General features: G+C 41.6%; 29 protein-coding genes. All 29 read right to left on the bottom strand.

Going from position 1 to position 24,106, the window contains the following annotated elements:
• Window positions 1-2: 2 nt before the first annotated feature.
• The 29 genes from DWY37_RS09235 to DWY37_RS09095 all read right to left on the bottom strand — a co-directional run bounded on the left by DWY37_RS09235 (window position 3) and on the right by DWY37_RS09095 (window position 24,081).
• Entirely contained in the window at window positions 3-1,916 is a 1,914-nt protein-coding gene (locus DWY37_RS09235) for an ABC transporter permease (protein ID WP_118541261.1), read from the bottom strand.
• Window positions 1,891-2,790 (bottom strand): ABC transporter ATP-binding protein, encoded by a 900-nt coding sequence (locus DWY37_RS09230; protein WP_117840828.1) that lies wholly within the window; start codon window positions 2,788-2,790, stop codon window positions 1,891-1,893. The genes DWY37_RS09235 and DWY37_RS09230 overlap by 26 nt, the downstream gene beginning before the upstream one ends.
• Window positions 2,774-3,160: a GntR family transcriptional regulator gene (locus DWY37_RS09225; protein ID WP_117840827.1), complete on the bottom strand. Its 387-nt coding sequence runs from the start codon at window positions 3,158-3,160 to the stop codon at window positions 2,774-2,776. The genes DWY37_RS09230 and DWY37_RS09225 overlap by 17 nt, the downstream gene beginning before the upstream one ends.
• Window positions 3,161-3,410: 250 nt before the next feature.
• Window positions 3,411-3,992 carry a methyl-accepting chemotaxis protein gene (locus tag DWY37_RS16290; RefSeq protein ID WP_117840826.1) on the bottom strand — a complete coding sequence of 194 codons (582 nt, stop codon included), beginning with the start codon at window positions 3,990-3,992 and terminating at the stop codon, window positions 3,411-3,413.
• 85 nt (window positions 3,993-4,077) lie between these two features.
• Window positions 4,078-4,938, bottom strand: coding sequence for a peptidoglycan editing factor PgeF (pgeF, locus tag DWY37_RS09215; protein ID WP_118056877.1), 861 nt, complete (start codon window positions 4,936-4,938; stop codon window positions 4,078-4,080).
• A 114-nt stretch (window positions 4,939-5,052) separates the two neighbouring features.
• Window positions 5,053-5,412 (bottom strand): YraN family protein, encoded by a 360-nt coding sequence (locus DWY37_RS09210; protein ID WP_022242460.1) that lies wholly within the window; start codon window positions 5,410-5,412, stop codon window positions 5,053-5,055.
• A 68-nt stretch (window positions 5,413-5,480) separates the two neighbouring features.
• Window positions 5,481-5,825, bottom strand: a complete 345-nt coding sequence (locus tag DWY37_RS09205) for an EscU/YscU/HrcU family type III secretion system export apparatus switch protein (protein WP_117698192.1) — start codon at window positions 5,823-5,825, stop codon at window positions 5,481-5,483.
• Between the two features lie 3 nt (window positions 5,826-5,828).
• Window positions 5,829-7,541: a flagellar hook-length control protein FliK gene (gene fliK / locus DWY37_RS09200; protein WP_158561815.1), complete on the bottom strand. Its 1,713-nt coding sequence runs from the start codon at window positions 7,539-7,541 to the stop codon at window positions 5,829-5,831.
• 38 nt (window positions 7,542-7,579) lie between these two features.
• Entirely contained in the window at window positions 7,580-8,350 is a 771-nt protein-coding gene (locus DWY37_RS09195; RefSeq protein WP_118056879.1) for a ribonuclease HII, read from the bottom strand.
• Window positions 8,351-8,385: 35 nt separating this feature from the next.
• Window positions 8,386-8,949, bottom strand: coding sequence for a signal peptidase I (lepB, locus tag DWY37_RS09190; RefSeq protein WP_117840820.1), 564 nt, complete (start codon window positions 8,947-8,949; stop codon window positions 8,386-8,388).
• Between the two features lie 48 nt (window positions 8,950-8,997).
• Complete coding sequence (gene ylqF, locus DWY37_RS09185) at window positions 8,998-9,849, bottom strand: ribosome biogenesis GTPase YlqF (RefSeq protein ID WP_117840819.1); 852 nt, start codon at window positions 9,847-9,849, stop codon at window positions 8,998-9,000.
• 30 nt (window positions 9,850-9,879) lie between these two features.
• The gene (gene lepB, locus DWY37_RS09180; protein WP_199650041.1) at window positions 9,880-10,467 is read right to left on the bottom strand and encodes a signal peptidase I; all 588 of its coding nucleotides are present in this window, start codon (window positions 10,465-10,467) and stop codon (window positions 9,880-9,882) included.
• Between the two features lie 225 nt (window positions 10,468-10,692).
• Entirely contained in the window at window positions 10,693-11,046 is a 354-nt protein-coding gene (gene rplS, locus DWY37_RS09175) for a 50S ribosomal protein L19 (RefSeq protein WP_022242453.1), read from the bottom strand.
• 115 nt (window positions 11,047-11,161) lie between these two features.
• Window positions 11,162-12,217, bottom strand: a complete 1,056-nt coding sequence (locus DWY37_RS09170; protein ID WP_117840817.1) for a type IV pilus twitching motility protein PilT — start codon at window positions 12,215-12,217, stop codon at window positions 11,162-11,164.
• Between the two features lie 19 nt (window positions 12,218-12,236).
• A complete protein-coding gene (locus tag DWY37_RS09165) occupies window positions 12,237-12,728 on the bottom strand; it encodes a hypothetical protein (protein WP_117840816.1) in 492 nt (163 codons plus the stop codon).
• On the bottom strand, window positions 12,721-13,176 hold the full coding sequence (locus DWY37_RS09160; RefSeq protein WP_117698197.1) for a hypothetical protein: 456 nt from the start codon (window positions 13,174-13,176) through the stop codon (window positions 12,721-12,723). The genes DWY37_RS09165 and DWY37_RS09160 overlap by 8 nt, the downstream gene beginning before the upstream one ends.
• Window positions 13,177-13,186: 10 nt before the next feature.
• On the bottom strand, window positions 13,187-13,675 hold the full coding sequence (locus DWY37_RS09155; RefSeq protein ID WP_158552059.1) for a DUF4860 domain-containing protein: 489 nt from the start codon (window positions 13,673-13,675) through the stop codon (window positions 13,187-13,189).
• Window positions 13,676-13,692: 17 nt separating this feature from the next.
• Window positions 13,693-14,040, bottom strand: a complete 348-nt coding sequence (locus DWY37_RS09150) for a hypothetical protein (RefSeq protein WP_117840813.1) — start codon at window positions 14,038-14,040, stop codon at window positions 13,693-13,695.
• A gap of 13 nt (window positions 14,041-14,053) precedes the next feature.
• Entirely contained in the window at window positions 14,054-15,106 is a 1,053-nt protein-coding gene (locus DWY37_RS09145) for a type II secretion system F family protein (RefSeq protein WP_118541267.1), read from the bottom strand.
• 15 nt (window positions 15,107-15,121) lie between these two features.
• The gene (locus DWY37_RS09140; protein WP_242995097.1) at window positions 15,122-16,093 is read right to left on the bottom strand and encodes a transglutaminase-like domain-containing protein; all 972 of its coding nucleotides are present in this window, start codon (window positions 16,091-16,093) and stop codon (window positions 15,122-15,124) included.
• Between the two features lie 10 nt (window positions 16,094-16,103).
• The gene (locus DWY37_RS09135) at window positions 16,104-16,628 is read right to left on the bottom strand and encodes a signal peptidase I (protein WP_118541269.1); all 525 of its coding nucleotides are present in this window, start codon (window positions 16,626-16,628) and stop codon (window positions 16,104-16,106) included.
• Window positions 16,582-17,679: a MucBP domain-containing protein gene (locus DWY37_RS09130; protein WP_199650039.1), complete on the bottom strand. Its 1,098-nt coding sequence runs from the start codon at window positions 17,677-17,679 to the stop codon at window positions 16,582-16,584. The genes DWY37_RS09135 and DWY37_RS09130 overlap by 47 nt, the downstream gene beginning before the upstream one ends.
• Window positions 17,680-17,682: 3 nt before the next feature.
• On the bottom strand, window positions 17,683-18,441 hold the full coding sequence (locus tag DWY37_RS09125; protein ID WP_022242443.1) for a hypothetical protein: 759 nt from the start codon (window positions 18,439-18,441) through the stop codon (window positions 17,683-17,685).
• A gap of 13 nt (window positions 18,442-18,454) precedes the next feature.
• Window positions 18,455-19,234, bottom strand: a complete 780-nt coding sequence (locus DWY37_RS09120; RefSeq protein ID WP_118541275.1) for a hypothetical protein — start codon at window positions 19,232-19,234, stop codon at window positions 18,455-18,457.
• A complete protein-coding gene (locus tag DWY37_RS09115; protein WP_022242441.1) occupies window positions 19,231-19,755 on the bottom strand; it encodes a hypothetical protein in 525 nt (174 codons plus the stop codon). The genes DWY37_RS09120 and DWY37_RS09115 overlap by 4 nt, the downstream gene beginning before the upstream one ends.
• Before the next feature lie 18 nt (window positions 19,756-19,773).
• Window positions 19,774-20,748: a DUF5979 domain-containing protein gene (locus DWY37_RS09110; RefSeq protein WP_118176589.1), complete on the bottom strand. Its 975-nt coding sequence runs from the start codon at window positions 20,746-20,748 to the stop codon at window positions 19,774-19,776.
• Window positions 20,745-21,641, bottom strand: a complete 897-nt coding sequence (locus tag DWY37_RS09105) for a class C sortase (RefSeq protein ID WP_118176587.1) — start codon at window positions 21,639-21,641, stop codon at window positions 20,745-20,747. The genes DWY37_RS09110 and DWY37_RS09105 overlap by 4 nt, the downstream gene beginning before the upstream one ends.
• 3 nt (window positions 21,642-21,644) lie before the next feature.
• Window positions 21,645-22,493 (bottom strand): class C sortase, encoded by an 849-nt coding sequence (locus DWY37_RS09100; protein ID WP_118541277.1) that lies wholly within the window; start codon window positions 22,491-22,493, stop codon window positions 21,645-21,647.
• Between the two features lie 121 nt (window positions 22,494-22,614).
• A complete protein-coding gene (locus DWY37_RS09095; protein WP_118541285.1) occupies window positions 22,615-24,081 on the bottom strand; it encodes an isopeptide-forming domain-containing fimbrial protein in 1,467 nt (488 codons plus the stop codon).
• Window positions 24,082-24,106: the final 25 nt, after the last annotated feature.

Here is a 24,106-nt window from a genome sequence, read left to right as displayed (position 1 = left end):
ACTTATTCCTGCTCCATGCTCATGCTTCTGTCTTCCATTTCCTGTAATGTCATCAGTTCATCCTCTGACTCAATGATATGTAACTCCAGCAGTTTGTTAATCGTGTATACACAACGATCATTCAAATTCAAATTGAAATAATAATCTTTACTGTTTTCCATTCCCCACATCCGTTGTTCTCTCCTGGTAAGCCGGATTCCCTGACTGTTATAGACATGCAGATACAGTCCATTGATATACGTATGTTTATAGTAGTTATCATTTACTGTATTCAGATAAATATGTCCTGCCCGGATGTCCTTAAGATAAGCATCATATATTTCCTGTGCCCGCTCATCATTTATATTAATGCTGTCATATTCCAAATTCTGGTCATAGGTATCAAACTCCATTGAAATAATATGATTATTCGGATCATCATAATTCACCATCAGATTCCCCTTGAGATAATTCTCTGGATCCATAGACATAGCATAAATTCTTGAAACAACCGAATCTGCATTTTCATAATAATTTTTAGCAGCCGGTACATCATAGCTTCTTACCATAACGCTTCCGTCCGCAAGCTGATAATCAATCTCCACCCACTGCAATGCCTTATCTAAATCAGACGAGCCCTGATATGCCTGAAATTCCTTCTTTGAATCAATAATCTGCTGATGAATACTCATAATTTCATCAATTCCGCTTTCTGAATTTTCTTCTATATCAAAATAGCAGTTAATATTTGCTGCGACAATTTCCTTCTTATCCGGGATTTTATTTTCCAGTCCGAAAGCATTCCATTTGATGCAAAAAAGAAATACGACTGAAATTCCTAACATGACGCCGCATTCTAATAATCTCTTTTTGGTCACTACACGCAGCTTCTTCGTCAAAATCATTTCCGCAATGAAAAATGCCAGAAAACCTGCAATCAATGTTGTAAATAAAACCATCAGGAAATTGCCCAGTGATGTATGTACCAGCACGCCAAACAGTCCGCTCAGCAGAATTGCAGTAAGAAAAGCCACACAAAAAGCCATTCCCCAGCGGAACACCGGGCGGGTTGCCGGAATTGTAAGCACATCTCCCGTGGTTTCCAGTTTACGTTTCTGATAAAGCATGCAGGATATTACTATCAGCACCACTCCCACCAGCACATAGATCCCTACAACCGAAAGGCCAAACATATGGTATTCTATCCTGTCCTCTAAATAGTCATACTCTACTCCCACCTTATTTGAAAGATATATCACCGGTGATAAAATACTATTCATACGGTCAGCATAAGAATTCGCCATACCATAGCCAATTGTACTAATCATACATGTAATCACATAGCGGCATCCTATATATAATACGTTCAGAATAATCGTAAATACCGGCATTGCCAATAACTGACCGGTAAACATGCCAACGAAAATTGCCATACTGTAGAAGAAAAAGCCCTCTCCCGTCAGCATCAGTGCCCACGCCAGCAGATACTGCAGACTTGTAATTCCCTGCATAATGCAGCATACTGTTCCAATAATAAACGCCAATAGTACAGGAACCACAATCATGCAGAATCCTGACAGGAAATTACTGATAAAAAGTTCTGTTCTTTTCAATGGCAGTGAATGAAACAGATGTGAGCTTCTGTTATTATAAAGATAATAAAATACTGCCATTGCTACAATAATTCCAATTGCCAGACTAAGGAGTGCAATAAGCGCACCGCTTCCATCCGAAAACAGAATCTGCATAAAATTATTCATTTTTATTTCTTTAATTTCCTGTGCTGAATAACCTTCATAAGAAATCCCGGAATTCACTAACAGCCGCAGAGGAACCATACATAGCAGCAATATCGTATAAATCAACCAGACAGGCCAGAAATGCGTAATATTTTTCCAAAATACCGTCTTATTAAAGTAAGATGTCTTTGACCGCATAATCCGCACCTCCTAATTCGTAAATAAAAATTTCTTCCAATGTCAGAGGCAGCACATCAATCAGCATCGGCGAAGTCTGTTCTAACCGCAGCTTTGCCTCTTTGGGATTGCCTTTTACAATCATGGTATATACCCTTCCTGTACTGGACATATGTAACACTTCAAAATCAGCCGGAAGCTTCGGCATTCTTTCCTGATATGCCACCTGAATCTTACAGACACTTCCCTGCAGTTCGCTTAAGGAACGTTCCAGCATTACTTTTCCATGATGCATAATGCCCACATGGTCACAGACATCCTCCAGCTCTCTTAAGTTATGGGAAGATACTAACACCGTAGTTCCATGTTCTGCCACATCAGACATGATAATGCTCCAGATCTGCCTTCTCATTACCGGGTCTAGTCCATCTACCGGCTCATCTAAAATCATAAGCTCCGGTCTGCAGCTGATTGCCAGCCAGAAAGCCGCCTGCTTCTGCATGCCTTTCGACATTCTCCGGATAGACATCTTCGGATCAATATTCGAAAACGCATCCCGGATCCGGAAAAACAAATCTTCATCAAAAGTTTTATAGATTCCCTTATAAAAGCGTTTCATTTCCATGACATCTGCCTGCTGGAAATAGAAAAGATCATCCGGAATATATGCAAATCTGGCCTTTGCCTGAGGATTCTCATACACCGGCATCCCGGCTATTTCTATTTCGCCGGCATCCGGCTTATAGATTCCGGTAATATGTCTTATTATCGTAGATTTCCCGGCTCCGTTTGGTCCTACCAGTCCATAAATTGCTCCATCCTTTACATGCAGGTTTACACCGTCTAACGCCCGGAAATCTCCAAATGTCTTCACTACATTATTTACCCGTATCATGAATATATTCTCCTCCTTCCAGTTCCGTTATCCGATGTTTTAACTGCTCCGGCTCTACTGCCAGATACAGTAATTCTGATACGATTTCATCAAAATGTCCTTTTAATTCCACAGTTCTTGCATCCTTTACATGCTTCTGGGCAGCCACAAATGTGCCTTTCCCGGAAATGGTATAGACATATCCTTCTTTCTCCAGATCCCGGTATGCCCGCTGGATGGTATTCGGATTAATTGCCAGTGTTGCTGCCAGTTCACGCACAGATGGCAGTTTTTCATCCGCTGTCAATGCATTGGAAATCACAAGATGACGCATTCCATCTTTAATCTGTTCGTAAATAGGCTTTGCATCCCTGTAATTAAGCTGTATCACTTCGCTTCCTCCTTTTGGAATATCGTAGGTGTATTATCCGTATTACTTCAATTGATACGCACACTATAACATCCCAGCAGATGAGACACAAGAAAAATATCTGTATGATTTTATTAATAATTCCTTAATGCTGCTCGCGGAGCGTTTTTTACTTTACAGAAAAGCAATTTCCTGTAAAGCAAAAAAACGAAACCAGTTTGCACTGATTCCGTCTTTTTACACGATTCTATCTTCCTTTCATCAGGAAATATTATTCACATTTTTCAATTGCTGCAATTACTTCATTTAACTTCTGTAATTCATCTTTGATTTCGCGGTTGTTATTACCAAAGTCTGTTGCCAGTGCAGATACATTGGTTGCAACAATTGCGAATCCTTTTCCAGCCTCTCCTGCACGAGCAGCCTCAATAGAAGCGTTTAATGCAAGAATCTTCTGGTTCTTTTCAATCTTGTCCAGCTGTTTGGTAATATCATTAATCTTCTGGATGTATTCTGAGGTCTTCTGTACATTCTCATGAATATCAGAATTCTTCTTCTCTTCATCCATTCTCTTCTCTTCAGATGCTGCAAGCTGTGTCAGAACGATAGTCAGAGCTGCTATCTTAGATTTAGCTTCGTTTTCATCCTCTGCGTCTTCCTTCTTCGCATAAGAAAGATATCCAGCAATTTCAATTCCGGCTTTGATCACATCTCTGTATTCAGATGCTTCACCTTCCCCGATTGCTACACTTCCATCAGAATCCAGAAGTAATGGTTTTACTCCTGTTACGTTTTCCCATTGTGCAAAAAGTACCTCTATATCTTCTGCATTAAATATCTCATTCAACTGCATATTTCTGCCCTCCTAAATTATTTATCCTAATTATATCACATGTTTGCTTTGTGAACAAAAAAATTTTTCATTTTTTGACATTTTTCTATTTAATGCACAAAAATGCCCCAAGATTTCCTCTTCTTCCATGGCTTGCTCTATGCGAAAATAACAGTTCACTGTTACAGCAGGTACACACATTCGGTAAGATTAGTTTTTCCGGCAGGATTCCCGCATCTAAAAGCACTCTTTCATTGGCTTTCCAGAGATTTAACTGATACTTTCCATTTTCTTTCCGGTACATAATTTCACTGCCATGACCGGAAAACTCCTGCTCAAATTCCAGTGCCACATCTTCACTTACTTCATAACAGTCCTGGCAGATAGATGGGCCTATCGCACACCATACATCCTCCGGTACTGTTCCATATGCTTCTGCCATTGCTTTCAGCGTGGCTCTTCCCATTCTGTTAACCGTGCCCCTCCAGCCGGAATGGCTCAGTCCGATTGCCCTATGCTTTGTATCCACAAAGTAAAGCGGCACACAGTCTGCATAAAAGGTTGCAAGCATCAGCCCCGGCACATCGGTAATCAATCCATCCACATCATGATACGGCCGTTCCTTTGTCAGTCCGCTTCCTGCATCCTCTGCTGTTACTTTTCTTACATTGGTGGTATGGGTCTGGTCAGAGCAGACAACCTGCCCTGCTGGAACTTCCATTGCCTCAGCTACCCTGCGGAAATTTTCCTTTACTGCCTCTATGTCATCTCCACGGTTAAAGCTTAAATCCAGCGAAGAAAATTCATTCTTACTTACTCCACCCATTCTTGTGGTAAAGCAGTGTTTTACCATATCAAGTGCCTGCAACTGTGGATACTGCAGTAACACTAATTCTTTTTTCCCCGCATGGGAAAATACGGACGGTATCATGGTTCGTCCATCCTCTTTTATCTGAAATTCTGTCATTTTTCTTTTCCTGTTCTTATTTTTCCAGTTCCAACTCCATGCTGTAACGGATTCCATGCTGTAACTGGTTCAATTCTCCAGCATTCTTTTTCCTGTATCAAGTCTCATCTGTCACTAATAAGGCTCTATATAGGGGAAAGCATCCTTCAGCCACTGTATGTCCTCTCCTAATATTGCAATCACATCAAACCTGCAGGGCAGTCCCATCATATGTTTACACATCAGGTAATAATCTGCCACTCTTGATATTTTCCTTTGTTTGCGGTAATCTACCGCTTCCTGTGGAAGTCCCTTTCCGGTATCACTGCGGTATTTTACTTCTGCAAAAACAAGATATTTTCCATCTCTTGCAATCATATCAATTTCTCCGAACCTGCAGCGGTAATTCATCTCACAGATGCTGCAGCCGGATGCCTTTAAATACTCTGCCGCCTTTTTTTCATACTCACTGCCCATGCTGCGTTTATTTTCCATCCCTGCTCCCCTTTCTGTTATTCCTGCTATTTGGATTTCCACTATCCCGTTTGCCGTTACAGCTATTTTTATTCCAATTTACTGCGCAGCTTATCCATATCATCGACAAAGACAAGTATCTCTGCCACTACTTCATATAATTCCGGCGGAATCATATCTCCAATTTCAAGCCTGGATAAGGTATTTGCCAGCTGATTATCCTGATACAGCGGAACGTCTTCCTCTTTGGCTTTCTCAATAATTTTATCCGCAAGATACCCCTTACCGGTTGCCAGTATCTTTGGTGCCCTCTCTCCCGGCTCATATGCGATGGCAACTGCTGTTTTTTCTTTTGTTTTCTCTTTTTCTTTTGTTTTAGCTTCTCCGGCATTTTTCCCATCAAAGTCTGCCGGATGCCAGATTCCATTTTTCATAAATTACGCCCTCATATCAAAGGAATACCGATGCAGGATTCCGGCTGACGGATGCTCCTGCTGCATAAAATCTTCAACCAGATTTTTCTTTCCGGACTGGTTCTCCACCTGTACCGTACAGGAATATCCTTTCTCCTGCAGCCGCTGCATCAGCTCAGCCATATGTTCTTCGATTAAATCATAGGATTTCTCATCCTCCAGATAAAAATTCGTATGCACCTTTCTATCCTTCATCCGCACAGACACATCCGTTGCACCAAGGTTATCCATATCAAGATGTAAAAAGGCACTCAGTTCGCCATCCGGTCTGTCCACACCACTCTTATTAGTATAGACAAATAAATCTCCATGGGCATTCTGATTTGACATCCGAAGGGGAATCTGCACATAATGATAGGCATTATTAATCTGATTCATAAATTCAATATTCCCCTGCAGATTACTTACTGCTTTCGCAAGGGAAGTATTGCTCTGACCGGATTCCTGCACCAGCTCCTGCATCTTCTGCATCTGATTTTCCATCTTCTCATAAAGATGCTTGACAGCATCCCCTTTGATTTCTTCCGGTTTTAGTGTCCACTGCTGTTTTACCTCATATTCCAGCACTTTCTGATACTCTTTACTGGAAAACAGTTTCTTTGCAGAACCTCCGGTTAAACCCATTATCTCATCCAGTGCCTGATGCAGTTCTTTTAGAAATGCACCCGTAGAAAGATTTCCATTTAAAGCCCCCTCTGCGGTAAATAATTTACTGCCTGCAAGCTGTGGAAATTCTTTCAGAAGATTTGAAAAATCCTTCATCTGCCCCTCTGTAAACAATGCACCGACACTGCCCCTGGCATAATACTGCACGCCATCTAATGTTTCTTCTATGGATCCTGCTATCGTTTCAGCTTCTGCTAATTCCGTTCCTGTGATTTCTGTGGCAGCAAATTCTGACGCTCCTTCCAGTATGGCTCCTTCCTGAAGTTCCACCGGACTCCAGCTTCCTTTCTGTACTCCCTCTTTTACAATTACAGACATATCCAAAGAACCATCCTGCTTCAACACCTGATAGATTCGGCTTCCCAGTTCCAATGCCTCTGTCTCGGAAAGGTTTTCGTTCTGATATAATTTTCCGATGCTTTCCAAGACATCATCAAACTGTGAAGTGATTGCCGCCTGATCAGATTTATAATTTTCAAACTGCCGGATAAATTCTTCTGACATCGGAATGTCAAGCTTATGCATCAATACCAGTGACTTAATATCCGCATCCGGATACGCAGAAATACTGCGTGCCATATCCATCAGGCTTTCCCTGCCAATGGACATCTGCTCTTCCATCATGGAATTGACCATATCTATCATTCTTGGTTCTGCCGGAATGCCTGCTGCATCCAGTGCCTTTAACAACGTCGGATTATTGAGATTTCCATTGGTATAAGGTCGAATTTCAACGGTAGTTCCATCATTGGATTTCACCTGGAAAAACATCGCCTGACCAACGGCTAACTGTACGCCTGCTGCTATTCTCGCCTGAACAGTCTGGCCATTTGCCAGTCCAAGCGTAACCGTTCCGTTTTTGATATCATTTACGGTTCCTTCAAATACATTTCCTACCGTCATTTCCCGTACGGCTGATACCAGCTGCTGAACCCCCTGCTGCGGGGCTGTTGCTGTAGCTCCGGTAGCCGAACTTCTGTTGTATTGTGCTAACATGTCTGAAATCTGCATATCAATCACTCCACTCTGCATCGCCAATTTCTTTGGAATTATTCACTGTAAAAATTCTTAATAAAGGTTCTCCGGTGAATTGGTGTTGGTCCATATTCTTTGATTGCTGCAATATGGGCTGCGGAGCCATAACCCTTGTTATCCGCAAATCCATATTCCGGCATAATTTTCGCATATTCTTCCATCATGCGATCCCTTGTTACCTTTGCAATGATACTGGCTGCTCCAATGGAAATGCTCTTTGCATCTCCTTTGATAATCGGAACCTGACGGATATCTACTCCCGGTATTGTCACCGCATCATTTAATAATATATCGGGTTTTACTTTCAAATTCGTTATAGCCTGCCGCATAGCTTCATAAGTAGCCTGCAAAATATTAATTTCATCAATCCGCCCCGGACCTGCCATTCCAATTCCTGTTGCCACTGCCTTCTCCATAATTTCATCATAGAGTTTTTCACGCATGGATGCACTGAGTTTCTTGGAATCATTGATATATAAAATGTCACAATCCTTTGGCAGAATCACAGCTCCTGCCACAACCGGCCCCGCCAGCGGACCTCTTCCCACTTCATCTATACCGCAGATATAACCGGCATCCGCATATTCTTTTTCATACTTTTTCAGATTTTCAATCCGGGCATACTCTGTCTCAAGCTTCTGTATCCGCTTTCGTGCTTTTTCCACAAGGGTCTTTACGCCGCTTCGTTCATCTTTTTCATATCTTGCTATAAAATCAGGCAGCATACTGTCTTCTGCTGCCTGTAACTCTTCTTTGATTGCTCCGATTTTCTTCTCTTCTGCCATAATCACTTTATCCTCTGACTGCTCTTTCGTTTTTATTACTGATGCCGGATAAATCCAATTTTATCAAATGGATAGATTCTAAGCCATGCTTTTCCTATGATATCCGCCCGCTTGATATTTCCAACATCCGGGAACCTGCTGTCCTTGCTGTAATTGCGGTTATCTCCCATCACAAAATATTCATCCTCACCTAATGTAATCGGGTCTGATGCAAGTCCCGGGTCTTTAATAACCTCTCTTCCATAAGATTCTACCAGTTCTTCTCCGTTAATCAATATCTCTCCCTTATCGGTAATCTGTACCGTTTCTCCCGGCATTCCGATAATCCGTTTGATAAAATAAGTGTCTTCCTTATACTGATACGGAAATACAATAATATCAAAACGTTCCGGTTCATGAAACCGATAGGATATCTTATCTACAATCAGATTATCTCCATTGGTAAGGGTATTTTCCATGGACGAACCATCCACTCTGGTCCGCTGTCCAACATAACGTATCATCAAAAATGTCAGTACCACAATCACAATGAGATATAGTATGAAACTGACACTTTCCCTTACCGCCTTTCCTCTTTTGCCGTGTTCTTCTTCCTTCATATCTCCGTCTTGCTCCAACTCTTTTTGATTCCTGCTCTTATTTTTATCTTATGCTTCCACTTCTGGTTTTTCAAGTGAAATTTTACCGAGCTTTCCGGTACGGAATTCATCCAGCACCAGTGCAGCGGCTTTGGCATAATCTACTTCATTTCCTTTTTTGATACAGCCACGGTTTAAGGCAATTTTCTCCAACATCTCTGCCGGTGTTCCCTCTTCTTCCATTCCATATCTTTCCTTTAATACACCCGGATACTCTTCCCGCAGAATCTGAATCAGTTCCAGTGAAAGTTCATCAATATTTAAAATATCATCTTTGATAGAACCTATCAGTGCCAGTCTTAACCCAACGCTCTGGTCTTCAAACTTTGGCCATAAAATACCCGGTGTATCCAAAAGTTCTACATTCTTATTCAGGCGAATCCACTGCTTGCCTTTGGTAACACCCGGCTTATTTCCGGTCTTGGCACAGGCTTTTCCTGCAAAAGTATTGATAAAAGTGGATTTTCCCACATTCGGGATTCCCACTACCATAGCCCGCACCGGACGGTTCTTGATTCCTCTTCGTAAATCACGCTCCGTCTTTTCCTTGCAGGCTTCTGCTATAATTGCAGACACCTGCTTCATGCTTCCTTTATTTCTGGCATCCATGCGTACTACATAATAGCCCTTTTTCTTAAAAAACTCTGTCCAGCCTTCATTTTTTCTTTCATCTGCAAGGTCAGATTTGTTCAACAAAATCAGACGGGCTTTTCCCTTTCCCAGGGTATCTATATCCGGATTTCTGCTGCTTACCGGAATTCTGGCATCCACCAGCTCTATTACTAAATCTACCAGTTTTATATCTTCCTGCATCTGACGTTTTGCTTTTGTCATATGTCCCGGATACCATTGAAACTGCATCTTATTTTCCTCTCTTCCCTTACTGTCCTTCTATTTGATAAAACCGATTTTCCGGAGTGGCGAAATCCGGAACCATGCTTTTCCTACAATATATTCCCGTTTTACATTCCCAATGTTGGCATAACGGCTGTCCTCACTGCTGTTGCGGTTATCTCCCAATACAAAATACTCATCTTCCCCTACCGTAATCTCTTCGGATGCCAGTCCTGCATCTTCAATGGCAGCTGTATCTACTTTTTCATCAAACAGCTCTCCATTTACATAGACTGCTCCATTCTTTATCTGTATCTTATCTCCCGGTACTCCAATGACACGCTTTACATAATAATGCGACTTTTCATTTCCATTTGGGAGAAATACAATAACATCATTTGCTTTTGGTTTCTTCAGTTTATAAACAAAACGATTAACCAGAATCTCTTCTCCGTTCTCTATCGTAGGGTTCATGGACTGTCCTACCACAGTGGTCCGAAGTCCGATAAAATATACAAATACAAATGAAATCACCAGGACAATTGCAATCTCAATGACCCAGGTGCCGATTTCCTTCAGCAGTGGTACATTTATTTTCTTTCTACGTCTGCCAAAATTCAGACCACGAACGCTGCCTCTACGCATAATCTTATGTTCTCCTTCTTACCTAAATATCATTCGATCTATCTACAGAAACTGCCACCGGCAGCTTCTTACGAATACGTGGTAACTACGAGAAACACGCTTTGCGAGTTTCTCGAGTTATCGCGGTGCTCGCCAAATCTGCATGCAAGCATGCGATTTCTCTCGCTACTCGCGCAAATACAACAAGAGGGACGATACACATTGGCACGTCCCTCTGACAGATTCTTATTTTACTAACTCTTTTACTTTTGCTTTCTTACCGATACGACCTCTTAAGTAATTCAGCTTAGCTCTTCTTACTTTACCAGCTCTTACTACTTCAACCTTCTCTACGTTAGGAGAATGTAATGGCCAGGTCTTCTCTACGCCAACACCATTAGAGAATTTACGAACGGTAAATGTCTCACGGTTGCTTCCGCCCTGTTTCTTTAATACAACACCTTCGAAAACCTGAATTCTTTCACGGTTTCCCTCTTTGATTTTCGCATAAACCTTAACGGTATCTCCTACACGAAACTCTGGTGCATCTGCCTTTAACTGCTCTGCTTCAATGTTCTTAATAATTTCACTTGCGTTCATTTTGTGACCTCCTGTATATTTTGATGTTCTTAATGCATTCATTTGCAACAGAGGACCATCGCCTATTCACAACTGTTGTATTGTATCATGTTCTCTATGCCTCGTCAAGCTATTTTTATAAGCGTTTCTGTAACATTTCCGGATTGGATGCATAAACCAGTGCTGTCTCTTTTGTAATCTTTCCTTCCTGATACAATTTCAAAAGACTGCTGTCCATGGATATCATATCTTCCCGGTTCGAGGAATATACAATGCCGTCAATCTGTGGCACTTTATTCTCACGAATCATATTGCGGATTGCCGGTGTCACAGTCATAATTTCAAATGCCGGGATTACATTGCCATTCACATCCGGTACAAGCTGCTGGGAAACAATCGCCTGCAGCACCATGGAAAGCTGTACTGCAATCTGCCGCTGCTGATTTGCCGGGAACACATCAATGATACGGTCAATGGTATTAGCCGCTCCTATGGTATGTAAGGTGGATATAATAAGATGTCCTGTCTCTGCCGCTGTCATGGCAACACCAATCGTCTCGTAATCACGCATTTCTCCAAGAAGAATCACATCCGGACTCTGCCGCAGGGATGCACGCAATGCCGTTACATAATTTTCAGTATCTACATTTATTTCACGCTGGCTGATAATTCCCTGCTGATGGCTGTGCAGATATTCAATCGGATCCTCTAACGTAATAATATGCTTGGCACACCGGCGGTTCAGTGCATCTACCATGCAGGCTAACGTGGTAGACTTACCACTTCCTGCCGGTCCTGTTACTAATACCATTCCCTTTGGCTGCAGACCAAGGTCAATGATATTCTGTGGAATTCCAATGTCCTCCGGCTTTGGCAAATCAAAGGTAATCACACGAACCACTGCTGATAATGCGCCTCTTTGCTTATAAGCACTGACACGGAATCTTGACAGTCCCTGCACCGCAAAAGAGAAATCATCATCCCCATGCTTTAATAACCGGTCAATATCACGATGGTCCGCCAGTTCATATATCTGCTCTAAATAATTTTCTGTCTCAGGAGGCATCAACCGCTCTCCCTCTTCTTTTATAATTACATTATTCGAACGATATGATATCGGAAGTCCGGCTACAATAAATATATCTGATGCGTGTTCCTCTACTGCTTTTCGTAATACTTCTTTTACATCCATAATTTTCCCACCAATCTCTTTATTTCTGCTGCTCCATCAACGGAAGTCTGGTTTCCTCCTGTCTTACATCAGTAGCAGTTTCTTTCCATTCTAATATGCTCCATTCCAGCATTTCTCCTGTCTCTCCATCCGTCTCTTCCGTAATAGAAAGCTTTACACGTAACTCCTGTGTGTCTGTCTCCGGCACACAAAAGCTTATGGTATCAGCTGCATCCTTCACCTCCGGCAATCCGGAAATTTCCTGCAACGCCATTTCTTTATTTTCGGATTCTTCCAGAATAGCATCTATCTCTGCTAAGACATCATTTGCCTTGTTACATGCTTCATAATAGGCACTCATCTTATCTGCCGCCCGTTTACTGTATTTATAATCCCGCAGGGACGAAGATAATGACAACACTGCGAATAATAAAAAAGTCAGAATCAATACTACCACTAACAAAAAAGAGTATCCAAAAGGACTGGCTATACGCGGTCTGCGTTTTTCTTCGTATAATGCACTCTTACTCATCTTCTGCCGCCTCTCTCTGACTGATTACTCTCTTTAGTTCCACTTCATAAATAATCTTATCTTTCTCCCCGTCCTTCTGCTTTACTGCAAAATGACCGACCATCCGCTGCTTCGCTTCACCCAGTGTAATCCACAGGGTATATTCCGCATCTTTCGTCTTACAGTTCTCCCAGTCAGCAGCAAAGGATACCAAAAATGTATTATCCTCTTTCTCATAATAAGAATACTCTTCCTTCAAATAATCTTCCATATCTGTTCCGGAGCGGAATACTTCTGCTGCCGCTGCAGCCTTATGTACTGCCATATTCATATTTCCTGCATCTTCACTGATGCAATGGGATTTTACAAATAGCTGCAATCCCACCGCTGCAGCAATACAGAAAAATAAAATCGATATCATAAGTTCCAGTAAAAATACCCCGGAACGTCTTGCCTGCCCTTCTATCATATGCCTTCCTCTATTCCTGTCTTCTGCCGACAACAGCCACCACAGTATCCATTTTTCTCCCATCTTCCGACGTACAGGAAAAATGCAATAATCCATTTTCCAAAGCTTCCATTTTAAAATCTTCAACCGGAATGACTGCCTTTCCATCCGCTGTACTTACAGCAGTTCCGGACCGGACAAAAAGCTCTTTCAACATGCCATCCTCTTCAAAAATATAGGTGCAATATTCTTCTCCATCATAATCCTGACGGATAATAAGACTGTCTGTTCCATCTACCGAACCAATAGTAACTGTCCCATTATCATTCTGATGAATCTTCTCCGTAAGATAAGACAATACTGTTCTGCTTTCATAATTTTCATCTGCCATAGTCGTCGTATCCTGATAAATATCTGCTGCCAGGATAAGCACCAGAAGTCCGCAGATTGCCAGCAGCCCAAACAATGCCCATGGAAATAATATATCAATTGTATGTTTTCTGGCGGTACTCTCTGCCATATTCATCCCTCTTCACTCTAATTCTTGCGCTCAATTACTGTCACATCCGGCATAATGTTTGCTCCAAGCAGCTGGTAGTCCACAAAAAACTGCTCCTTATCATAGGAAAAACCATACTGTTCTTCCAGATACGAAAGACTGTCCGGGTAATGTCCTTCCAGCACATAACACTGCACGATTTCCCTCTGCAGAGCCTCTTCTAAAGAACGTTTTTCCTCCTCTTTACTATCCGCCATCAATCGGTTCAATCCATGGCAGGTCAATAAAATAATACAACAGGAAATGGCCACCGTAAATAATATCTTTGCCCAGACAGAATGCCTTTTTTCATGAAAAAAAAGCCTCTTTCGACGAAATCCTTCCATATGCATCTCCTTCTTACAGTCCTGCCATAATTCCCATCAACGGAAGAATCACGGATAACAGTATCATTCCGACAATAACAGACAAAATAATTACAAGTGTCGGTTCTAATATTGCAATATAAGAAGACATTCTCTGATCAATTTCTCTTTCATACTGTCTTGCTATCGTCTCTAATGTTTCATCGGTCTCTCCGGTTTTCCCGGAAATCACCAGCATCCTCTCATACAAGCCCTCAAATATTCCGGCACCGCCTACTGCTGCTGCAAAATCCTCGCCCTCTTCCATTTTCTGGCTGCATTTCTTAATCTTCTTTGAAAAATTCTTATCTGCAATCAATTCGTCTGCAAATTCCAGTCCCTTTTGCGGATTTTGTCCACTCTTTAAAGTCAGATACAGGCTGTCTGCGAAACGGCATGCTGCGATTTTATCGTATAAACCATGAAACAAGTGCATTTTTCTGCTAAAACCGGCAAACGCTCTTCGTCCTCTGCTGCTCTTTACAAAATAAACAAATACTCCAACGATTACCGTCGCTATTGCAATGAATACAATTGCATAATTCGAAATTGTTTTTCCCAATGCCAGCATACCACCGGAAAATCCGGTCATCTGTCTGCCTAACTGGTGAAATACCTGTTCAAATACCGGCATTACTTTTGTCAAAAGTATCACAATTACAGCTATCATCATAGCAACCATCATCAAAGGATATGTAAGTGCACTTTTAATACTCTTCTCGATCTCATCCTCACGCTCGTAATGGTGAGTCAGCCCATTCATAACATCATCCAGTGTACCTGTTTCTTCTCCTATCTTAACCATCTGAAGAAGATAATCCGGAAATACACCGGTCTTTTCCAGTGCCGGATATAACAGTCCTGTATTTATCATTTCATCATACATTACCTGAAGTATTGCCTTTTCCTGCACATCCTTTGCATCTTCCAGTAATAATGACACCCCCTCAACTGCCGGAAAGCCTGCATGCAGAACCATTGTCATCTGGCTGCAAAAAGATGCACATTCAAGATTTGACAGCTTTTGCTGTTTTTTACTTTTTCCCATACTTTTCTTCCTCTCTTAATATGTGTACTTTATAATATAACGGCTTCCGTCGCCAATATAATCTTTTACGGTATCATCATCATTATTGGCTGCCAGGGTCGGATCCATAAGAGACCAGTCCTTTCCATCAAAAGATATTATATTATCTACCCAGCCTATCTCATCCACATAACAGCTGATCCACGCATGATAAGCCTCACCCGCATATCCTACCTGAAGTTTGGTTGGAATTCTCTGCGAACGAAGCATCGCTGCCATCAATGCTGCATAATCAAAACAGATTCCTTTTCCGGACGAAAGTGTTTCATCTACATCCGGCACATATCCATATGCAACATTCTCTGCTTTTTCTTCATCATATGTAATATTTTCAATTACATAATGATAAATGTTGGTTACTACATCAAGGTCACTGCCGCAGCCTGCTGCCAGTTCTTCCCCTTTCTTTACCGCCTTGGAATTCTCATCAAAATCCACATAGCAGTTAGGTGCCAGAAATGGGACAAATTCATCCGTAATGGTAACATCAATACTCTGGGTAAATGCTGTTGCATACAAATTTTCTTCTACTGATGCAGCTTCATATAAAGTCAACTGGTAAGTACCGCTTCCCTGTGTCAGCGGATATACAATATACGTTCCATTCTTTGTCACCAGATAGGTATATGCTTCCCCTTCCGGTGTCTCTATCTGGAATTTCACTTTTTCATTGGTTCCGGTATAATTAAGCATCACATAACCATCGGATGCATGCGATGCATCAATAGCAATCTGATCTGTCCCATAAGTCACTTCTCCGGAAGCCTCCGGATGTAATACTTCTGCTGTCGCATCGCGATTTCCCTTTGCGATATCATTGCTGCTTTGATCCGGAGAATTCTTCTCTCCGCCACAGCCTCCCAATGCACCGCTCATCAACAATATCCCTGCGGCCATCCATATTATCAGGTAATATTTCTTACTGTGCCGGCTCTTCTGCCTCTGCATGACAACACACCTATTCCTTTTCCTGTATATTCCTGCTATCTGTACCTATATATAATAAAATTGCCGCCAGTAATACAACTGAGACGATTACAATTTTACCGTAAAAGGTTACCATAGCTGCAAATATCCCTCCTAATACCGGAATGGTCAGGGTTACTTTTCCAATTACCTGTGCATAGGAAACCGGGGAAATATCCTCCGCTTCATTTGCATCTCCTTTGGTAATCAGCTGACCGGACACCACCTGGTTCTTCACCACACGATGGGTAATGATAATTCCCGCATCTGTATCGCTGCGGTATGCCACAACTTCACCTTCCATAAGTTCTGCCGGTGCTTCTTCCCTGACATAAATAAGACTTCCTACCGGAATCGCCGGTTCCATGCTTCCGGTTACAACTGTATAAATATCAAATCCTGCAAGCCTTGGTAATGTCAATGGTATGCAAATCAGAATCACCAATATCAGAAGAGATACTCCTATCATACTACAGATTCTGGCTATTGTCCTCTTTTTTCTTTTTGTTTTTCCCATTCGTTAATGCCTCTGCTCTGACATTCATTTTCTTTCTTCGTAATGCAAAAGCAGTAAGAGCCACAAGTCCTGCAACTGCCGCTGATGCTACACCAATCAGCAATGGCATATTTCCTGCCGGTCTTTTGGTCTTCTCATCCTTTTGCTGCATATCTGCTAACGGAGTTTCCTCATCATCAAGATTTACCAGTTCCTGCGGAGTCTCTTCATCCGGAATATTTACATTTCCATCTGCCCCTTGATTATTATCCGCATTGGCATCATCTGCTGCATTCGCATTGTTTGCTGCATTTGCATTGTTTGCCGCATTTGCATTGTTTGCTGCATTTGCATTGTTTGCTGCATTTGCATTGTTTGCTGCATTTGCATCATTTCCGGCATTTGCACTGTTTGCCGCACTCTGTGTATCCGCCGTGTATACAAACGTAAAAATGTTTTCCGCTTCATTGCTGTTTAAGGTTTTCGTCAGATTATATGCCTGCGGACGATAATTTTCAAAATATTTAAACGCCACCACGGGCTGGTCACCCACTGCACCATAGAAGGTCTCACTGTCTGAAAGTGCATTTCCATTGGCATCCTGATAATTCACAGTATATGCTACCATATTTCCCGCAATTGCATATGCTGCTACATACTCCTGATCAGATTCTACCACAAAGGCAGATTTTCCAACAGTATTATTATCCCTTCCGCTCTCCCGGATTCCACCAATATAATATTTTCCATCTTCCTTTAGCTGAATACAGGACTGTGCCCGAACCATAACCCGGTCACCATATTTCAGTCCACTGATTTTTATTTTTTCTCCCTGGCTTTCCTTTTCAATCTGATAAGAAGAACCTGTTATATGATTGTCTACTGTAATTCCATTCGTATCTGAAAAATATCCCTGATTTCCAGAGCATAACGTTACTGTATAGGTATATTCTGTTTCATTTCCACCAACTTTTGCCCATGCCTGTACCGGAAATGCCAGTGTAAGTAATGTTGTAAATAAAATACTTCCGCGAAGAATACGTTCTATTCTTTCTTTTATTTTATTCTTCATCCCTTACTCCTCCTTTTCCAACCGATTTTCAGCTGCCTCATCTTCTTTTCGTGTCCTCTTCACTCTCACAACAAAAAGGACGACTAAAACAAGTCCTGCCGCCAGAGCAAGTGCCGAAAAAAGAAGCACCTGATTATTGTCACCCGTTTTAATAACCACATGATTCGACAATGGTGTTGAACCACTGGATAATAATTCTACCGCAAAATTCATCTGCAATTTTGCCAGGGTATCCTGATAGGTATTTCCCTGTGTCTCACCTTCCAGCTTTACGGTTAGTGCAATCTCTGCTTTTTCACCTTTCGCAAGCTCATCCAGATAGAAATAATCTTTCATTGCATTGGTTGCCTGGTGAAGACCTTCACCACTTTCTCCTACCGTATCTCCACCTACATTTTCACTGCTGTATAAAATACGGTTACTTCCATCCGGAGCCGTAAAAGAAAGTATGTACGAATACGCTCCTCCGGAAGCCACACTCTGTGAATCCTCAAGGCTCTGTAATACCTGATTTGTCATATACCACTGCGTATCCCCATCATAGGTATTCTTTAACTCCAGTCTGATATTTACCGTATCTCCCGGCTGAAGCTGATATATCGCATCATCAATATCTGCATTTTTAAATGTGCTGTTTAATTTTTCTCCATCAAACGTTACGTTCCAGTCATCACCGCCGGAAAACTCTTCTGCCTGTACCTGAACAGGGGCTGCTGCAACCAGAGCCAGAGCTGCCATGATACCAATCCATTTTCTCTTCATCTCAGTCTCCTCCTTACTGCAGTAATGTCAGATTTCCATTGGAATCAACAGAAACATCAACTCCCCAGGCACTCTTAATCGCATCCTGCGCATTGTGTGTCTGTACGGCATCCACTTCTGCCTCTACATGAAAGGAAACCCCATTATAATTAAATGTTGTAGTAGTGGTCTTAAGTCCATTTTCCTCCGTTGTATGCTCCGTTACCTTTGACGTTATGGAATTATCAATCTTTAAAGTATCAGAAAATGCCGGTGTACTCTCACCCACCTTCAATACCGATGGCCAGTAAAGAACAGTTCTCTCCTCCGTAGATGCATTTTCATCCACAATCCAGCCATTCTGGGTCAGGTTTAATTCAATCAAACTCGGAGCAAGTGTTGTTTCCTTGCTTCCATCCTCATTCCTCCAGCTCTTATAAATTCTCACACGGACATATTCATCAATATTGCCACTGTTTTTTACGGAAAGTGCTTCCTTATAATTTCTTCCGGCTACCAGCTTTCCATCGGTCTCATCCAGCATATCTGTAAGAAGTGCTCCCTGATTTTGCTTCCAGGCATCATCACTTCCTGCATAATCACGGCTGCTGATATCCTTAGAACCCTTGGCAGATTCTTCCACCAGAGTCACTCCGATATCATACATTTCCATCTGTGCGGTATAATTCTCACTATAGTAAGTAAGTGCTGCTCTCGCACTTCCAACCGCACTTCCTGCCAGAAGAAGTACTGCTGCACCCAATAATAAAAAGGTTCCTTTTCTTCCCTTCATTACTTTTTTCAATCGGCTCATTCTTCACCAGCCTCCCTTGCATCTGCAGTTCCTATATCTGTTCTGGTATCTGCAATCCGGTTCCAGTCTGCATATGGTGTTCCATCCTCTTCATAGAGAACCGGTGTACACTCCTGAACGACCACTACATTAAAACTCTCTTTATATTCCTCCGGTATTGCTATTTGGGCTAAAAGTTCTTCTGTATTGCCACTTACCGGAACAATATCACTATAATACCAATAGCCATCTTCGCCCTGATTCCATGACGAGCCGGACATAGTTAATGTAATCTGACTTCCTGCGAATACCTTTACTCTGACAAAGCAATCACTTTCTCCTGTATTTGTAAGTACGATATGCTTCTCCATATTTTCAACTTTTTCTTCTATTGTAGTTTCATTACCAAGTGTAATCGGATATCCTCCTTCCGCTTCCACATAAGTTGTAAAATACGCCATTGCCGGTGGCACTGCTGCCCCTGCAAGGAATACCAATGCTGCTGCAGTCAGCCAGAACACTTTTGTTTTTTTCTTCATCATCTTATATTCCAGCCTCCTTTATTCTTCCTTTACACTATTATCCGGTAATTGTGTCCACTGCCATCCCTCATCTTCATCATAATCGAAATGATTGGTCACTCCGTAACCCGGATTCAATCCATGGTCATATGTATTATCAAACTCCACTGTTACGATTTCATCCGCACTGATTTCTGCTGTCTGCTGTGGCTCACTTACCAGTCTATAACCAGCCCCACTATATACCTCTGTCACAGTAACTTTTGCACCTGCCGGAATATGATCTGCAATTGCCGCTTTCGTTCCTGCCGATGAATGTGTGGTCGATACTACATTACTGTATACCGTATTACCATTTTCATCTACTGCTTCTATCGAAAATACAAAGGTTACCTCTTTCATTGTCTCATTATAGTTATCAAGATTTTTCTGTATAAGAAGACTTCCATACCGTGGAGAACGTTCCGGTTTTAAATTTGCTTTAACCTCATAAATCCATTTGTTTTCTGCGCCTGCAGAATGCAATGCCTGATTATCCGGCAACGCAATCAGACCTGGATTAAAATTATACTCATAAAAACCGGTTGATGCAGATTCTACCACAACAAGATATATCCCAGAATTCAGTTCTTTCTCTCCTGTTCCATCCGTAATCGCGCAATCTGTATCCGGGGTTTTATCCGAAGCGAGCTCCGCTGCCTTCGCTGTCATCTCTTCCCATGTAGCATCTCCATTTACCGCATCTTTTACAGCGAGGGATTTAAATTCTGATGTTTCGCTGTACTCTCCTGCTGCATCCACAGTCGCTACCTGATATATTTTAGCATGCAGTTCCATCCCATTCAGTTCTTCCGTATATTCTTCGCCCTTCGGCACAGATAAAGTCAAAGTACACGGTTCTGCCGGGTCTATTACATTGGTGGCATATGCAGATGCCACATGTAATCCTGCCGCTGCCAAAAACAACGTCAGTAATCCCGCAATATACCCTTTCTTTATTTTTAACTTTTTCATTTTCCACCCTCCTTAGAACCTCTTGAAACTTTTCTATCTCGAATAATCTTTATCAAAACTGTAATCAGAATTGCTGCTGCAACTGCCAGTATTGCATATAACATATAATAATCTTTCACCGTCTGAAGCATAGATTCATTGGCTATTGCCTTCTCATCATCCTCTCCATTATACGGGACACTGTGACCACGCACCAGCAGTCTATGGCTGTTTACACCATATGGGGTGCAGGTGAAAAGTGTTACATAATCTTCCCCTTCGACATTCTTCATTGCCTCTGTCAAAGTATCCGTATCATCCTTTTCTACCATCGGCAGAATCTGATCCACTTCATATGCAAGCACCTTATCCAGTACATGCACATAGAATTTATCACCTTCTACAAGCTGGTCAATATCGGTAAAAAGTTTCGCACTTGGCAGTCCGCGGTGTGCTGCCAGTACACTATGTTTTCCCTCACCACCAACCGGAAGACTGGTTCCGGACATATGACCTGCGCCAATCTGTAATACTGCCTCCGAAGTTCCATGATAAATCGGAAGTCTCTGTTCTATTTTCGGGATGGAAATATATCCCATTATCCCATTATCTCCCGGATTTAATACGGACCAGTATTTACTTCCTCTCATATTCTGTTCTTCCTGCGAAAACGCATCCCCATCGAAGGTATTATTACCTATCTGGGAATTATATTCCTCTGCCATCTCCCAAAGCTTCTGATAGTCTACTTCATCCATATCTGCAACAGTTTCTTCATAACTGGCAATCGCCCTGCTCTGATGGTATTTATTCCATTGATCTGCCACAGTCGGATATGCAAAGATTCCCAGTCCGACCAGGAAAACCAGTCCAAGCAGAATTCCAGGTAATTTCTGCTTCCATTTCTGTTTCATTCCCTACTCCTTTTTCCTCTTCCAACTAAACCGCTGCCAAATCAAAAGTCCCAGTAAAATCCAGAACAGTAATATAATCGCAACTACAATTGCAACTGCAGAAGTATTAACAAGATATCCATCTGCCGTCACAAAGTTACCGCTTTCCTCCTGTGAAATCCGCTCACCCCTTACCAGCAGCCGATGAGAATTGATTCCATATGGAGTGCAGGTCATTAATGTACAATAATCTTTTCCCTCTTCAATTATAAGATCATTAATTTCCTGTGGTTCTACAATTTTAATCTGATCCACCTGATAAGTCAGTTTGCGATCCAATACGGTAACGGTAAAGGTATCTCCTGCTTCCATTTTATCCAGATTTGTAAAAAGTCTTGCAGACGGAAGTCCTCTGTGTGCAGAAAGAACACTATGTGTGCCTTCTCCTCCAACCGGCAAACTACTGCCCTCTAAATGGCCTGCTGCAACCTGTAATACTCCTTCCGAAGTTCCATGATAAATTGGGAGTTCCACGCCTAACTTTTCAATTGTAACATAACCCATGATGCCGGTGCCGGAAATATCAAGAATGCTGTTATAATCGCCTGCCTCTGCATAATTCAGAAATGGCCGGTTCACATCCTTTAATTTTTCATTGTAGGTATCAGCTTTTTTTAACATTGTGTCTTTTTCTTCTTCTGTCAGTGATTTTACGGCATTACTATAAGACGCAACGGCTCTTGACTGGACTTTTGAATTCCAGTAAGAACTAATTGGTGGATACAGCATCACGGAGAGACCTATGATAAAAACAAACACTAACATTACATTCAGTTTATCTTTCTTAAATAATTTCTTTAATGTCCTCTTCATAGATTTCTCCCTAATGCTGTCAAAGTCCCAGCGAGCGGGAATTTTCTTCCAGTCTCGTTCGTGTATAAATCGGCGGTTCACCGGAAATTCCCGGTGAATTACCGCCGTTCATCTTAAAATTCTAGTTTTTTGCAGTACGTTTTCTTGCGATTAACAATACAGCTGCTACAATCATGATAATTGCACCTACGGTATAGAAAATCTTAGTACCGATACCACCAGTTGCAGGAAGTTCAGTTCCACTTAAGTTCTGTACATCCGTGGATACAGCACCTGTTCTTAAAGTTGCTGTAAAGATTGCTTCTGTTCCTTCTGAAACAACCTTTCCAGAAGCATCCTTTACTACTAATGTCTTTAATTCCGGATTATCTGATGTTGTATCATAGGTTGCTTCTACTGAAAATACAAGATCATCTGCTTTATTGTATCCTGCCGGAACAGTTGTCTCAACCAATTTATACTGGCCTGCATCTACACCTTTGAAATAGAAGGTTGTTACTCCTGTAATCTCATTTCCAACTGCAACATAATCACCTGTAGTGCTGTCTAATTTGTAAAGGGTAAATCCTGCACCCTCAAGAGGAGCATTGTTACCGTCTACCTTATTTGCAATTAAATTATATGTAAATACAATAACTTTATCTTCCGGAGTTACACCTGTGCCATCCCCATAAGGATTGTTGCTGTATTCCAGTTTGGATACGTTGGTGTTTCCACCTTCACCGATTACTGCATTTTCATTCAGTTTTGCGGTGTAATTTACAACTACTTTACTTCCAGCTTTTACTGCTTTGATATTCTTTAAATCTGCAAAACGAACTTCAAAAGTGCAGCTATCATCTAAATCTTCTGTAACTACTTCATAGCCGGTTGTTACTGCTGTTCCGTCCACTGTTACAGTTACAGAATCTGCATTGAAAGCAAGTCCGTCAGACATGGTATCATGGAATGCATAATAATAACTTCCATAATTATCATATTTTGCATCTACCGTACCGGTTAACTGGAATGGTACGTTATCTCCGATATCATAATCTGCTGCATCCTGCCAGTCACTTTCTGCACCGGTAGAGTCATTTTTCTCTTTTACTTTCTTTTCAAGTTCCGGTCTGTCTTCCTTTGTTGTTACAGTTACGCTGTCATTTCCAGCTGTGTCTAACATAACAAGGGAATAGGTATCACCTTCATCACCTGTTTTTGTTTCTGCAATCAGGTAATAACCCTGATCAACACCGCTAAATTTATCATCGGATGTTTTTGCTTCCGGCTCTAATGTCTTGATTTTTGCAAATACTGCATCTGCAAATGCACGAATACCATCTGCATCTAATCCTGAAATGTAATTAATTACATCCTTATCTTCTGTTTTTCCTGTTACTTCTTTCAATGCTGCTGCATACTTATCATTTAATGTGTATGCAAATTTTCCTTCACCACCATCTGTAGCATTCAGCAATCTGTATGCCGCATATTCAGAACCTGCTGCGCCATTTGTAATTGTAATGTCTGCTGCATAAACAGTAACACCCATTGCAAATGCCATAACCATTGCAACCATTGCTGCAAAAAGTTTTTTCAATTTTTTCATCTTCTTTCTCCTTCTTTGACCTTTT

This window comes from Roseburia sp. AF25-13LB (genome assembly GCF_003478915.1).
GTDB classification, from domain to species: domain Bacteria; phylum Bacillota; class Clostridia; order Lachnospirales; family Lachnospiraceae; genus Roseburia_C; species Roseburia_C amylophila.
This window is presented reverse-complemented; position numbering and strand designations above follow the sequence as displayed.

Bases quoted from the DNA above. Each gene is read 5' to 3' on its own strand.
- DWY37_RS09140 (WP_242995097.1), bottom strand. From the start codon at position 16,093: ATGCAGAGGCAGAAGAGCCGGCACAGTAAGAAATATTACCTGATAATA.
- DWY37_RS09130 (WP_199650039.1), bottom strand. From the start codon at position 17,679: ATGAAGAATAAAATAAAAGAAAGAATAGAACGTATTCTTCGCGGAAGT.
- DWY37_RS09230 (WP_117840828.1), bottom strand. From the start codon at position 2,790: ATGATACGGGTAAATAATGTAGTGAAGACATTTGGAGATTTCCGGGCG.
- ylqF (WP_117840819.1), bottom strand. From the start codon at position 9,849: ATGCAGTTTCAATGGTATCCGGGACATATGACAAAAGCAAAACGTCAG.
- DWY37_RS09210 (WP_022242460.1), bottom strand. From the start codon at position 5,412: ATGGAAAATAAACGCAGCATGGGCAGTGAGTATGAAAAAAAGGCGGCA.
- DWY37_RS09170 (WP_117840817.1), bottom strand. From the start codon at position 12,217: ATGGATGTAAAAGAAGTATTACGAAAAGCAGTAGAGGAACACGCATCA.
- DWY37_RS09145 (WP_118541267.1), bottom strand. From the start codon at position 15,106: ATGGGAAAAAGTAAAAAACAGCAAAAGCTGTCAAATCTTGAATGTGCA.
- DWY37_RS09155 (WP_158552059.1), bottom strand. From the start codon at position 13,675: ATGGCAGAGAGTACCGCCAGAAAACATACAATTGATATATTATTTCCA.
- DWY37_RS16290 (WP_117840826.1), bottom strand. From the start codon at position 3,992: ATGCAGTTGAATGAGATATTTAATGCAGAAGATATAGAGGTACTTTTT.
- DWY37_RS09150 (WP_117840813.1), bottom strand. From the start codon at position 14,040: ATGGAAGGATTTCGTCGAAAGAGGCTTTTTTTTCATGAAAAAAGGCAT.
- DWY37_RS09100 (WP_118541277.1), bottom strand. From the start codon at position 22,493: ATGAAGAGGACATTAAAGAAATTATTTAAGAAAGATAAACTGAATGTA.
- lepB (WP_199650041.1), bottom strand. From the start codon at position 10,467: ATGCGTAGAGGCAGCGTTCGTGGTCTGAATTTTGGCAGACGTAGAAAG.
- pgeF (WP_118056877.1), bottom strand. From the start codon at position 4,938: ATGACAGAATTTCAGATAAAAGAGGATGGACGAACCATGATACCGTCC.
- DWY37_RS09205 (WP_117698192.1), bottom strand. From the start codon at position 5,825: ATGAAAAATGGAATCTGGCATCCGGCAGACTTTGATGGGAAAAATGCC.
- DWY37_RS09165 (WP_117840816.1), bottom strand. From the start codon at position 12,728: ATGAGTAAGAGTGCATTATACGAAGAAAAACGCAGACCGCGTATAGCC.
- DWY37_RS09195 (WP_118056879.1), bottom strand. From the start codon at position 8,350: ATGGCAGAAGAGAAGAAAATCGGAGCAATCAAAGAAGAGTTACAGGCA.
- DWY37_RS09095 (WP_118541285.1), bottom strand. From the start codon at position 24,081: ATGAAAAAATTGAAAAAACTTTTTGCAGCAATGGTTGCAATGGTTATG.
- rplS (WP_022242453.1), bottom strand. From the start codon at position 11,046: ATGAACGCAAGTGAAATTATTAAGAACATTGAAGCAGAGCAGTTAAAG.
- DWY37_RS09125 (WP_022242443.1), bottom strand. From the start codon at position 18,441: ATGAAGAGAAAATGGATTGGTATCATGGCAGCTCTGGCTCTGGTTGCA.
- fliK (WP_158561815.1), bottom strand. From the start codon at position 7,541: ATGCAGATTTCAGACATGTTAGCACAATACAACAGAAGTTCGGCTACC.
- lepB (WP_117840820.1), bottom strand. From the start codon at position 8,949: ATGAAGGAAGAAGAACACGGCAAAAGAGGAAAGGCGGTAAGGGAAAGT.
- DWY37_RS09135 (WP_118541269.1), bottom strand. From the start codon at position 16,628: ATGGGAAAAACAAAAAGAAAAAAGAGGACAATAGCCAGAATCTGTAGT.
- DWY37_RS09120 (WP_118541275.1), bottom strand. From the start codon at position 19,234: ATGAGCCGATTGAAAAAAGTAATGAAGGGAAGAAAAGGAACCTTTTTA.
- DWY37_RS09110 (WP_118176589.1), bottom strand. From the start codon at position 20,748: ATGAAAAAGTTAAAAATAAAGAAAGGGTATATTGCGGGATTACTGACG.
- DWY37_RS09115 (WP_022242441.1), bottom strand. From the start codon at position 19,755: ATGATGAAGAAAAAAACAAAAGTGTTCTGGCTGACTGCAGCAGCATTG.
- DWY37_RS09235 (WP_118541261.1), bottom strand. From the start codon at position 1,916: ATGCGGTCAAAGACATCTTACTTTAATAAGACGGTATTTTGGAAAAAT.
- DWY37_RS09105 (WP_118176587.1), bottom strand. From the start codon at position 21,641: ATGAAACAGAAATGGAAGCAGAAATTACCTGGAATTCTGCTTGGACTG.
- DWY37_RS09160 (WP_117698197.1), bottom strand. From the start codon at position 13,176: ATGATAGAAGGGCAGGCAAGACGTTCCGGGGTATTTTTACTGGAACTT.